General features: G+C 35.9%; 5 protein-coding genes and 1 pseudogene. 1 reads left to right on the forward strand and 5 read right to left on the reverse strand.

The window, feature by feature from the left end:
• Positions 1-30 precede the first annotated feature (30 nt).
• Both C3Y93_RS04610 and C3Y93_RS04615 read right to left on the reverse strand, forming a co-directional pair.
• Positions 31-1,632, reverse strand: coding sequence for a ShlB/FhaC/HecB family hemolysin secretion/activation protein (locus C3Y93_RS04610; protein WP_104852214.1), 1,602 nt, complete (start codon positions 1,630-1,632; stop codon positions 31-33).
• Between the two features lie 332 nt (positions 1,633-1,964).
• Positions 1,965-2,218: pseudogene (locus tag C3Y93_RS04615) on the reverse strand (IS4 family transposase); the annotation flags it as partial.
• A 71-nt stretch (positions 2,219-2,289) separates the two neighbouring features.
• On the opposite strand from C3Y93_RS04615, the gene C3Y93_RS04620 reads away from it, so the two are divergent.
• Positions 2,290-3,365, forward strand: a protein-coding gene (locus tag C3Y93_RS04620) for an IS3 family transposase (RefSeq protein ID WP_104852215.1) whose coding sequence is annotated in 2 segments (ribosomal slippage) — positions 2,290-2,542 and positions 2,542-3,365 — 1,077 coding nt in all. Because the reading frame shifts where the segments join, the coding sequence is not laid out codon by codon here.
• A 161-nt stretch (positions 3,366-3,526) separates the two neighbouring features.
• Here C3Y93_RS04620 and pglZ read toward each other — a convergent pair.
• From pglZ to brxC, 3 genes are all read right to left on the reverse strand, one after another.
• Positions 3,527-6,256 carry a BREX-1 system phosphatase PglZ type A gene (pglZ, locus tag C3Y93_RS04625; RefSeq protein WP_104852216.1) on the reverse strand — a complete coding sequence of 910 codons (2,730 nt, stop codon included), beginning with the start codon at positions 6,254-6,256 and terminating at the stop codon, positions 3,527-3,529.
• Positions 6,253-10,017, reverse strand: a complete 3,765-nt coding sequence (pglX, locus tag C3Y93_RS04630; RefSeq protein ID WP_228153785.1) for a BREX-1 system adenine-specific DNA-methyltransferase PglX — start codon at positions 10,015-10,017, stop codon at positions 6,253-6,255. The genes pglZ and pglX overlap by 4 nt, the downstream gene beginning before the upstream one ends.
• A 120-nt stretch (positions 10,018-10,137) precedes the next feature.
• Positions 10,138-13,881 (reverse strand): BREX system P-loop protein BrxC, encoded by a 3,744-nt coding sequence (gene brxC, locus C3Y93_RS04635; RefSeq protein ID WP_104852217.1) that lies wholly within the window; start codon positions 13,879-13,881, stop codon positions 10,138-10,140.
• Positions 13,882-13,884 lie beyond the last annotated feature (3 nt).

Here is a 13,884-nt window from a genome sequence, read left to right on the forward strand (position 1 = left end):
AAATTTTTCCTACTTCTTTAGATAGTTGTGTTAGTACGTATATCGTGCTTGTAAGTAGGCATAATCATCTTTATCCGTACGGTCACCTAATGGTCTGCCGTAATCAAGGCGCAAGCTGATATTTTTAGTAGGATTAAGCAGGAAGCCTAAAGAGATTCCTGTCAGTGAGTTACTTTTATCCTGATTGATCAGTCTATCTTTAACAGAGACCCAACCATAATCTATGCGAGTCGATAACTGATATTTGTCATTTTGAGGAAGTAATGCGTAGCGACCTTCCAAATTTAAGTTAAAGCCACTATCACCTGAATATTCCGATGGACTTTGACCTACCACTGAGTTGTACCCACCAATAGAAATTTGCTCTCCAGATACGACTGAATCAAAAGCATATTGTGCGGTCAATCGTGGCAATAAACTTAAGCGAGGAGTGATTTTCTGAATTCTGGTCCAATCAAAATTGATCTTGGTGAAATTGTTATCACCTCCCGCAACACTGCGTGTAGACATGATAGAGTTGTTTGGCATTGCACCCAGTATTTCACCCAACCCCTGATGCAAGCTTAAAGTATAAATAGAACGACTATTTTCATTCAAATGTTCATAATTACCAACTAATCTAATTTTTCTAATTTTATCGTTTGCATATTCTTCATCTAGTATCGTCTGTTTTAAATCATAGGATTCAAACCACGATTCAATTTGAAAAAAATTGAAAGGATCCTTAACAAAATCATGCTGTAAACCAAGTCCATAGCCGCTATTATCCCCCTTAATATCAAGGACGGCCAACTGTTCACCTACACGAACATTACCTTTATAAGCATAAACTGCAGCTTTGGTACCCAGAGAATTAATCGGTGTGTTATAGGCTAACCTTGCAAAGTAACTCCCTTCACCATCAATCGAATGCATTCCCATCAATGACAAGTTATCTCCACGGCCTGTCAGATTAAAAACATCTATATAAGGTTGTGCACGGTATTCACCAGTACTTTTTGAACCATAGTTATTTAATTCTAAAGCAGCAATGACACGAGGATTTTCATTGACGTGAATACTAATATCAGTTGTACCTTGTTCTGTACCTGGTTTTAATACAGATACTACCTTGACTCCTGACTGACGATTAATACGGGCTAAAGTATTTTCAAGTTGTCCAAGTGTAAAAGCACGGCCAGATACAATATCCGAAGCTGATAACGATTGAGTTATAAACTTAGTGTTATAGTGATTATTACCACTATATTCAATTTTACCTAATTTACCCTCAAGCACTAAAATTTGGACAGGCTGATTGTCCTTAAAATTTTGTTCAGGTATTACAACTCTGGTAAGACTATATCCTTCTTTATGATAGGAATTTTGAATTTTTTTAGCTAATTGCTTTATTTGAGCCAAAGTCATCGCCTGACCAAGATCTTTATCGAGGAGACCTTTTAGTTGTTGATTCGTAAAAATAGTATTTCCAGAAAATACAACATCTTTAACTTGCAATACTGGCTCATTTGTTTGTAAAGTTTCGTCGACTGAGTTTTGTTTATTTTCATTGATATTTACATCTGCATCTGCGAAAACAGTATGGGTTATCATTGTAATACTCAGAAATATTACAGATTTTGAAAAAGTCATTTTATGCCCCTATCTTGAACCGAATAGTTCACGGTTACATGCTGTTCTGACAATAAATTTGTTTTCCAAATCAATTATCAATTTTTAATAAAATCCTAAAAGCTAATTTTTCATTCTTACTACCTATATCAAAAGTCAGAATTTATTCGATATAGATTCAGTTAGTTCGTCTTTGCTTAAAACCTAACTAGACATAGTCAGAGATATGGTTCTTAAACTTCAAACCAATTCACGTAAAATTTAAAAAATTAGTTAATTTTCACAAATTGTATAAGAAACTACCAAAAAAATATGTTGAAATCCATAATATTTTAGTCTGTACACGACAAATTTCATAAGGCCCTTGTCCTATCAGGCTTTTTCTTTCTTAAAATTGCTAGCACTTTCTTAAATTCTTCTTTTTTTCCAAAACCAATCAAACGTAGAATAGCCATTTGAACATAGTCCAAACCGTAGCGAAATAAACTTACTGAAAGTCGTCCATGCTTCTTTATTTTATCGCTTTTTTTCGATCATGTTGCCATTCACCTGTTAAATAACACCAACAGAAACCGATAGCTAGCACTGCTATCAATTTCTTGACTCGGGTAATCCCCCCTAAAAATAAAAGGATCTAAAAGTAGAATTTTCTCTTAAGATACAAGCAGGAGATTCTGCATGAAAACATCGAAATTTACTGACAGTCAGATCATGTCCATCTTGAAGCAGGCGGAATCTGGCACACCTGTAGCCGCCCTTTGTCGTGAACACGGCATGAGTAATGCCACGTTTTATAAATGGCGTGCCAAATATGGCGGTATGGATACCTCATTGATGGCTCGACTCAAAGAACTGGAAGCAGAAAATACCAGACTTAAAAAGATGTATGCGGAAGAACGATTAAAGGCAGAGATCATCCAGGAAGCGATGGCAAAAAAGTGGTGAGGCCATCTTGCCGACGTAAGATGGCACAACAGGCAGTTGCCCACTATGCCATTAGCATTCGTTTGGCTTGCAGCGCATTTAGTATCAGTGAAACCTGCTACCGTTATCAGGCTAAACTCAGTGATGACAATGCACTCATTGCAGAACAGCTCATTGAACTCACTGAAGAAAATACAGATTGGGGCTTTGGTTTGTGCTTCTCGTATTTACGGCATGTTGAGAGTTGCTGCTGGAATCACAAGCGGGTTTACCGCATTTACTGTGAGTTGGCACTGAATCTGCGTATTAAACCGAGAAGAAGACTAAAACGGCATGCGCCTGAACCATTGAAAGAACCAATCCGAGAAAATCAGGTTTGGTCATTAGATTTTATGCATGATCAGCTTTCCGATGGTCGCAAGTTTCGATTATTGAATGTGATTGATGATTACCGCCGCGAAGGCCTAGCCATTGAAGCAGGGTTCTCATTGCCCACAATCAGGGTTATTCGTACGTTGAATCAATTGCTGGAGTGGAGAGAAAAACCGTTAGTGATCCGATGCGATAATGGTCCCGAATTTATCAGTCACGAATTTGTGCGCTGGGCTACTGAGCATGGTATTCGTGTTGAATATATTCAACCGGGTAAGCCACAGCAGAATGCGTATATTGAACGCTATAATCGGACCATACGTTATAGTTGGCTGAACAAGCATTTATTTGATACTTTGGATGAAGTACAAGATTATGCAACAAACTGGTTGTGGCATTACAACCATGAAAGACCACATCAAGCTAACAAAGGAAAGCCACCTCTAATGGCTGCTTAACCTCTACTTTTAACTTCGGTTATTTATGGGAGGATTACCTACTGAGATGGTGGCAATTGAACTCACCCAAAATGTCTAATAAATTCTAATTGTTAAAAAAATTATAGCTCTAAATTTTTACCCTAATTTACCCCCATCATCTGTTTAAATCTTATATTTAATCAATAAATATCTTCATCAAAAATAATATCAATTTGTAAAGGATATTCAGTCACTTGATTGGTTTCGAGATTTTTTGCTATTAAGAAATACGTCTGACTTGAATCAAAGTCACGTCCAATCAGATTAATGCGTACAAGTTTCTCAAAATCTTTAGCTTCTGTCGCATCATAGTCTTGAGTGACTACACTTGAAAGAACCTGATTATTTATATCTTTAATATAAAACTCTATCTGTGTTGACTTAGTATGTTCACCTACGATACTAGTTTGCATTGTTCGTACAAATGAAACAGTATTTGTAAAACGTAGATTGCGATCCAATATTTGGAAATCTACTGGTTTTACTTCAGTACGCTGTTGTGTTCTTAAAGACCTAAACTCCAAGACAGGTACACAGATTTCTTGCAATGAAGCTCCACCATGTACAAACTTCTCACCACCGACAAAATGGAAACGTTGATTCAATTTAGGCAATAAGAAGGATGTATCGTCGCCATTGGCTGTATCTTTGACTGAACCAAACCAACAATCATCAAAGGGATGTAAATGCTTTCCAACTGTAAAACGTTTGCTATATTCAATCAAATTATCAGGCTTATAGGGCAAAGGCTTTTTAATTTCATCATCTAAATCACTTTGTTGGTAAAGGAAGCCATGATCAGCTGTCACAAGAATACGACTGGCATTGGCATCCCCCATCAAACGACTAATCAATTGATTTAATTCATTAATTGCGCGTGCACAGACATCGATCGTATCATGCTGTGTTTTACGCGAGTCACCATGATCATCAATTGTATTATGGTAGATGTAGACAATTTTATACGGTTTAGTAAATTCACGAAGTTGAGATTTATTGAATGACTTTAAATCTACATAATCAATTGCCACACCATCTACAGCCTGTAGAATTGCACTTCGCCCATCAACTCCAGCACTACTTTTCCCATCTATAAATACAGTTTTCTGACCATCTTTATATGTTATCAATGGTGGATGTTTTGGTACAGGAAGAAGGACAGCTTTACCTAATTGTGTATAGCTCGGCAACACTCCCAAAATAGAATCCGTCTCAACATTAAAGCGCCCAGTCTCTTGAATCTCTTGCGCTAGCTGTTCAGCAACTTCATAGCGTAAGGCATCAGACACAACAACAAATATTCGCTGTACCTGCCCACTATTCAATATTGGATCTACATATTTTTGATAAAATTGGAATTGATTATGTACACCCTGAATCTGCCAATTTGTCATGAGATTATCTTGGGCAATATGCTGATCCCAAGCTAAGGACATATTACGCATATACCACTGCACATAAGTTGTTTCAATCAACTGAGCAATTTCATCAAAAAAACTATGTCCTTTGTTTTGTGTGACATTCGCATATTGATTAAATCGTCTGTACGATTGGTCAAAACGGAATAAATCATGTTGATAAGCTTTATACATTTCAGAAGCATTTCTGAAAGTAAAACCTTCAATATGTTCATTCTTTAGCTGAATGAAATCAAAAGCATGAACAAATGCCTGGTACATCAAACCAAAGTCATTACGTTGATCAAAAGTACTATGAGTAGCGTAATTTGTTAAATTAGCATTTACCCAATGCAGGTTTTCTCGCTTACTAATAAACTGTTTAATTTCACTTATTGGTAATTTCTGCTGCTGAGTATATAAACTGAAGTTCTGTAACTGCTCTCGTAGTTGTAGCAAGATAAAACGATCTACAGCCAAGAAGGTTTCACACCCAGAGAACTCACTCAGTAAAGCAACCTGATCTAATCGACTACGCTTTAAAGCCTCTTGCCATGACAAATCCAATTGGCTACTAATACCCAATTCACTTTCGAGTCGTCTAGCTAAGAGGTTATAAAATTTAGAGTCTCGTCGATCATCACGCCATTGGCGCATTAGTGCATCTACACTTGTTTTATGTTGTTGCTGAATATAATGCTGTTCGAGTGCTCTTAGCTGTATATTTTTACCCAGATTTAAACTTAAATCGGTACAAAATAATTTTAAGGCAAAATCATAACAACTTGCCTTACACAAGGTTTCAGCTTGGTACCCACAATAGTCTGTAACCAACTGCCAAAAACTTTCAACAAGATTGTAGTCTGTTAGCTTTTTCCATACTTTAGGCAGTGAGTTCAGCTCTCCCGTTTGGTCGACGATATTGGCATAGTCATTTAATACAGTACGGACAATATCAGCAATTTGCGGATTTTGAGCTTTAACAGTGACTGCTATCAGTTTTAAATCTATGCTTTGCTCATCATCAAGAGGCTCTATCCAACGTTTTAAAGACTCAAGACGCTCTTTACTATTAAAGAATACACTACGAGCCCCAATGTGATCTTTTAATACCATCCTTGTCAGCCCTAGCTGACTCAGTATGATTGCTGAGCGATCAGCATAAAATTGTTTACTGTACTTTTGAATATCTAATAAAGGATTCTTCAAATATGTAGGTTCAGCGTAAGGTGCATAAATAAGAAAATTTTGCTCAGGCTGATCACGCTCTAGCATTTTTTTAACTTGAAAGGTCGAACGACCTGACAAGTTTATCAACTCAATTTTTTGACGTGACTCAAATAATTGAGTGGCCAGCGACTCTAAAGCCTGCTCAAATTGCTTACCTGCATCGTACCAAAACAAAATACGACTTTCTTGACTAAGCGCCAATATATTGTTGAGTAATTGGTCTATATCTAGCTGTTCAGTCACTCTTTATTTCCTGTTACTTTCTTCACTTCAGCAAGTAATTTTGAAAATTTTCCATAGTTGACTTTCACGCCATCGTCCAAATCAATACTAATTTTCTGTTCAATATAGTGTTTAAGTTCTGCATCAAAGTCTTTTAACTCATTGAGTTTTTTGTGCAAATTATCTGCCTCTTTAGCATATTTAGTTTTTTCCGCAGGGCTTAGGCTTATATCTTTATCAGCATCTGATAGGAATTGGGCACGCGCTGTCAGTTGTCCCATCAGTGGCAATACATATTGGGTTCTCATTTTAGCTAAAGTCGTATCATTGAAGCGGTGCATATAGACCAAGCATTCAAAAGCTTTTTGCTTGCCAGAGCTAAACAACCAGTAAATTGGACGGTTTTTATAACCTTTAGTATTACTTAGATGATGATCTTTATAAAAATGGTTAGATAAATAACGACGAATGGTTTCTGCACTGCTCTCACCATTTTTCGGTTTAATGTTGTATAATCGTAAACTTTCCGCAATAAAATCTAAATTCTGTTGAAGTGTTTCTTTGTCCCAAGCTGTTTCAATAAATTGTTCAAAACGGCTATAAACATCATCAGGGAAACGTTCTTCATCTAGCAGTGGTAAGATACCATCATCATCCGCAGGGAAAGTTTTATAAGCTCCTTCTACCACGAGTTCATCAAAGCCAACATTGCCTTCATGTGAATAAACCAAACCTTCACGGTCAAGTGAATAGCGTCCCATCATACAACCAATCGCATAACTGATCAGTTCTGCAATAGTGTCTGATTGCAAGCGTTGTTCGAGTAGCTCTTCTGTTGCTTCGCCACTATAACGATAGTAAGGATTAGACGTAAGTGTAATTTCTTTTAAAGTTACCTCTGATGTCATCTCATCATTCAAGTTATAAGCATCCAACAGAAAACTATTGTTCTCTTGCTCCAAAATTTGTACTTCATCCGTCATTTTTTTCCAAGAAAGCCTAGCTTCATTATAAGTTTTACTTAGAGAACTTTTTTTATTTTCAGCCAATAAAAGTGATGATCGTTTAAAGTCCCAAGACTGCTCAAAATAATCCCAATCACTTTTTGATAATTGTATTAACCTACTCACCGCATCAATTTTTTCTTTATCTAATCTTTTTGGAGGCAAGGGAATATTTATGATATTTCCGACTAAAAAATGTAGTGTAGGATTCATTAACTGCATAAAATAAAAAGATATTTTTGAGTTTAATAGTCCTAAAATTTCATTTGTATTTTCTTCGTTAGAAAAATAGGTTGGTCCTTCAACATTAAATGTAAAAAAATTCTCTAAAATTCTTGCACTAAAACTACTTGAGCTAGTATGAGACCAAGTAACACCTTCTTTGAACCAATGTTGAATATTTTGGGGTCTAGCAGATTTACTACTTTTAATTAATGAACCATTATCTTCCCAATTCAAAATATACTCGGAATTACCATACCATTTTCTAAAATCTCCACCTTTTTTATGTGGGATCCATGATTTTCCTGAAAGATTAAACGACTCTAGATCTCTACCTTTATAATAAATATTTGAGTAATTAACTTCATACCAAAACTTTAAAAAAACATCATTATTACCTGTTTGCAAACCTGAATATGCTTGACCAATATCATTTAGTTTTTTTTGCTTAAATGAATTAATTACATTATCTGAAATCCAATACGCAATTGGGCTACTAGGTATATTTTCAAAATCTGATTGTTTTTTTTCAAAACAGGATTCACCTGTTGCTTTATAAGATAAAAATAAGTTTTCCTTATTAAATGTAGCGGGGACATTGCTTAGATTAATATATTTACCATTACTCAAAGTTTTACATTTTTGAAATGTGACAGCAACTCCTCTCAAATACGTATGTACATCAGGGAAACAATTCCAACCTATATGCACTAGGCTATCAATTTTAACTTTTTCAAGCAGGAAAAATCTTAATTTTTCATATGAGCTAAGATACATCCAACTATCTAAAGTAATAGAAGAACTTAAACCATTTTCAGATAATAAAAATAATAGTTTTTCTATAAACATTGTCATTAGATCTGATGGAGCTTTATATTTTTCCTTTTTTGCGTAATGCTTAATCTTTTCAGGTAGTGCGATTCCAAGATAAGGAGGGTTTGCTACAGCTATCTCATAACGCTGACTTAAAATCCAAGCTTGCTCTACTATTGGCAGTAACTTTTCAGCACTACCTTTTTGCAAACTATCCCCATTTACAACTAAATCACTCAGTGTGTTTTTTAAATCAAATAAAGTCGCTTCATGTTTGTTGTCTACTGAAAGCAAAGAACCAAATGCTTTCGCATCTTTAAATTTCACAATGATCTCTTGAATCAACGTATAACGAGGGTCAGTTTCTCCCGCACCCAAATCCGCCTGAGCTTGACCAAACATATCAACATGACTACCTGCCTGCCACGCCTTATTCAAATTAAGGGCTTGCCACAATTGGTCAGCATCTAACTCATCACTATTTTGGAAGGCACAAATATTCAAATGAATGCCACGCCCAAAAATACCACGGTCATCCTGACGAGCTTTCATCATCAAAGCAAAACCAGTCAATTGCTCCGCACGGTCATCAATATCCAAACCAAAAATATTATTTTCCAAAATCAGTTTTGGAATATCACGCGCACGGTGTCCTTGCGACTGATAAATCAGCTTCAGCAAATCATAAGCTTCCACTAGAATATGTCCCGATCCACTGGCTGGATCAATCACTTTGATACTTTCAGGTTCAATGCTTTTAGGCGTAATCTCAGCAAGTTGTGCATTTACACTATCTTCTTGCTCAGCAGGTTCAATGTAATATTCCAATACCTCTTTTAATAATTTCTCTTCACCATCAATCGTTACTACGGTATCAGGATACGTCTGTAACCAGTAACGCCCCAAGGAGTTTTGCACCATGTACTTAACAATCCAATTTGGTGTAAACAGCTGAGTTTTTGCTGGCAATTCATCAACCGATACAACTTTGCTTCCTCCTTTTCCTTTAAGTCTTTTATCAATTTCACCTTTAATTTCACTGATATAAAATTGATATAACCAACCAATAATTTCAACCTGTTGCCAACTATCTTCCTCCACTTGTTGCACAAGATCCATAATTATTGAATCACTACGAGTCAAGTCATCAGGAAGTAAAAGTGAAGTCACGCTATCAATTGGATCAAATAAAAATGGCATAGCCTCATACAACTGATTACATTGAGCCAACAGCAATTGACGATACAGTTGTTCATCTTTATGTTCTAATTTTAGATCAATGATTTCTTTAGTATCTAGTCCAAAATACTCAGCTACCTCTACAGCTGAATCTAAAAACTCTAAACCTTGATCTCTTTGGCTATGTGACAAAACGCGATAACCGTGTTCTAGATAACCATCATGCAATTCCATAAAACGAATGGCACAAAGACGGTTAAACCATGTATAAGCGTATTGTTCTAGAACTTGCTCAAAATCAAGTTTTTCTATCTTTTGAATGATCTGTTGACGGGCTGATTCAATACTTTTTGGAAAAGGCTGTTTTTGAATAAAGATAAAATCGCCTGAACTCTCAACTTCGGCAATCTTACCGTCCTCAATCCCTAAAGTTCGAAGTTTTGTTTTTATCGCCTCAATAAATTTAAGACGTGCTTTAGGCGCATAAGTTTTAAGTTGATTGGTGTTCATGAGATAACAGATATCAATGACATTTAAAATTGTTCCGATTGTAACGTTTGCCATGTGGAGTGACTAGTCACCATTCTCAAATACAATTCACATCATTTGTTTATTTTATCTCTTCAACAAAAAAAGGACTCATACCAACTAGCACGAGTCCTTATCCTATTTAGTCAATCTTATTTAATCCAATCGAACAATATCACCATCTTGAATAATAGTAAGGAGGTCTTTTCGTAGTGCAGCTAGGAAATCTTCCACTTCTTTCTCTGTAGTCAATGTACCATCTTGCTTTAGTTGCTTTAAAACATCTGAACAATTTACAGATTCAGTCTTCTTAAACTTAGGTGTAACGACAGTCTTTGGTATCACAGGTGGTTGAATTGGCTCTGGTGAAATGATTTGTTCACCCTTAGCTTTAGCCTTCTCAGCTAGTGCCGTTAATCGTGCTACTTCAGCAAGATGTTCTTGCTCAGCTTTACGTGCTAAACGTTCGACTTCTTTACGTTGATCATCAATGTAAGCATTCAGGATATCTATACCACCTACACATGCTTTTTCAAACTCTGCTTGTAATGCGATCAAACTATCTATTACACGTATAGTCCCCATACGCTTTTCTAAATCACGTAATGAGTAATACGCTTTATTTTTAACTTCAGAAGGAACATCGTTACCGAGGAATGCTTGGTCTAAACGCTCTATACGAGTTTTAAAGCTTTTTTGTGTTTTCTCTAAAACTTTCACATAAAGCTCTTCTTGTACAGCCAGCAATTGCTCAACAAGCTTATTGATTTTTGATATTTCGTTATACGGCTGATCATTTTGGTGAATGGCTTCAAGTTGCTTGAACCAATTCGCTACTTCTGCATGATGTTCAACTAATCGAGACCTATTAGCATGGAATTGAACCGTCACAGCATCTTCTAACTGTCTCCAACTATTGATTTGTGATTTAAAGAAATCACGGATTTCAATAAAGTCTTCACCGGCATCTTCCCAGTCATTCTTATCGTTCAGCAAACTCTCGATGAAATTATAATCGTTACTGATACTAACCAACTCAGTTGCCATATGGCGTAGTTGTTTAATGCGTTGTAAATTTGGACAGCGCTTAAGTTGATTGCCTTGGTCAATAAATTCACTTAATTGGTGAATCCAACTTTTCTGAATAAATTCACGAAGCTCACTAACAACCTCATGCTCACTTTTGTTCGACAAATGGCGCTCAAAAACAAATTTTGCAAGATCAATAACTTGTTTTAGATTCTTTTCATTATGTCGACGTATAGGACTCAGCATAAAATCTTGCTGTTTTTTGACACTGATCAAGTCATCATAAATACGTGACAACTCAACCTGTCCTGTCGACTTGATTATTTCTAAGCGACGGTGGGCCACAAGCTGTATAACAAGTAATAATACCTGCTGTTCATTCCAACCATAAGGACGCTTTTTAAAGAATTCTAAAACTTCACTTACTTTCGGATTACCACTGCGTTTGCTTTCTAAATCAATATACTCAAAAATTTTATTCAAAGCATAATCATTGCCTTGGTGAGCGTCTCCGAAATCTAATTGATCAGTCTGAATCCCTTGATTCAATAGCTTTTTCAGCTGATTCAAAGGCTGTGCATCATTGATTAGCTCATTAATGTATTGGAAGGAGTTTTCAATCGTGTAGTTAAAAGCTGCGTCTAGATTATTCAAGAAATCATTACTTTGAGTCGGACGCAATGAACCAATCGCAAAGATAGAAGACTTATTAAGCAACTTACTTAATTGCTCAATAATACGACGTTCACGAAGCGCATTCTCCTGCGCTTTATCACGTAATAACGCTGTGACATTAGCTTTATTACTAGTCTTTTGATTAAGGTAGCGGTTTGTTTTAATCGTCTTACGAATATCATCCCATAATGTCTGATTTTCGTCTGGCAAACGAACTAAGATTGATCCGTTTGGGAATTGCAAGCTTTTACGTGATTCTTGCTCGCAAGTATAATCATCTAGATATTTTGTATATTCTGGATCAATAGGTGTAATGATATTAACCTGCAAGTCAGAAAGTAAATTACCGTCTTTAGCCAAACCTTGACAAAAGCGTGTAATCACAAAATCTTGACTATTTTTTTGATATCGGTATTGCTTCTTACCTTTCAAAATATCATCAAATACGACATCAAGCACATATGTTACAGATTCATTCGTTTGGTATGCTGCTTCTTGAATTTCGTTTTCAATTTCCTTTTCTTCGTTAGTCAAAAAAACAAATTCATCATTTTGACGTGCTATCAGCATCTCTTTTTCGAGTCGAGCAAGACTTAACTGTATTTTTTCTTTGAGTGCGATTACGTCTGTATCAATCTCATCTATAGATAACACGACTAGATTGTCTAAAGTCCCTGGAAATAATTCCACATATCTAGTTAAGAATAATGTCTTAAGTATCTGAATATCATATTCAGTTAAATTTGGATTAACTGATGCTCGATTAATTGTTTGAGTGACAGACGGTTCAAGGAAGCTTTCAATCGATGCATAGAAACTATAGAAAGGAATCAAAATATTAAGACCATTGTCTTTATATTGCTTAGCCGCTGTCTGATATGCATCTAAAAGAGAACGTTCCCCCATTGCAAGAGATTTACCCGAAGCTCCCTTTGTACGAATTGATTCGAACACTTTTTGTAAAATCACACATTGATATGGAACAAACGGATAGTTATCAATAAATGATTTCTCATCTTGATAACTTATTAAATCCCCAGTTGCATTTTCAAAAATAAGCTGACTTCTAAGAATATCACCTTGATTTTTATAAACTTTCTGTAATTCAAGTTGTGCAGCATCAGTCTTCACTAGCAAACGCTTTTGAATAACCTCAAGTGTATTGGAGCTTGAGAGTGCTAATTTAGTATGGAAACGCCCTTGAATTTTTGAAAAATCTTGCTTGTCTCCCGCATCCATACTACCGATTGCAGCATTCATATCAGCTTGAGAGGTTACAATCACCCATGCTCGACCACCACAAATCACCCCTAGTTCTTCGGTAATCGTTTGTAGCTTTAACATCATTTGGGTATTTTTACCAATAAACTGACCAATTTCATCAACTAAAAATAATAGGTTGTGATCTTTTTGATCCGCTTTTGTTTTTTGATCTAAATATTCTTTAACCCATTCACAAAAACTTTTGATATTAACTGAAAAGTTTTGCTCAATCCCCTCGATCGTTCTAAGTGACGATTCTAGTGATTGCCCAGTTGCAAAACTAAAAGCCTCCGCAATTTCATCATAGTAGAAGTTATAAGCATCACGCTCAATCTCCCAAGAACTACCATGAATTTCTTTAAATTTTTCTTTGAATTTTTCATAACTACCAGTCTCCACCAAGTGTCGTTCAAAGTGAGCTACATGTGGCAACTCTGCACAATAGCCAGCGAGATCATTGAAAACTTTTAAAAAGACTTTAAGAATGGCATCTTCACGATCATCGGTATTTGCACGGGCATCAATATTAAATAAAATGACGTCTGTAGGACGAGTAACAGCAGTTTGCATATTAACTAAAGTGTCTTTGTTTTTAACTTTATCAACAAAAAAGTCAATAGGTCTGCGTTTCTCCGGATCACCCTCTACAGTTGTATTCGCTAGAACATAAGAAAGAATTTTTAGAAAATGTGATTTACCTGAACCAAAGAATCCCGAAATCCAAACTCCCATTTTATTGGTATAGGTACCAATAGGCTGTTTTACTGCATCGGCATAATTTTCAAAAAAAGTGCTGAAATGTGTTTCTAATTCATTGGTAACGACATATTCATCTAACTCACTAAAGACATTCAAAGTATCTACTTGTTCAGCTTTAATTACACCATTGATATTACGCATTAAATCTTTAGCGAATAGCTGTTGGATATTCATTCG

Origin of the sequence: Acinetobacter sp. SWBY1 (assembly GCF_002946595.1) — a bacterium.
GTDB classification, from domain to species: Bacteria; Pseudomonadota; Gammaproteobacteria; order Pseudomonadales; family Moraxellaceae; genus Acinetobacter; species Acinetobacter towneri.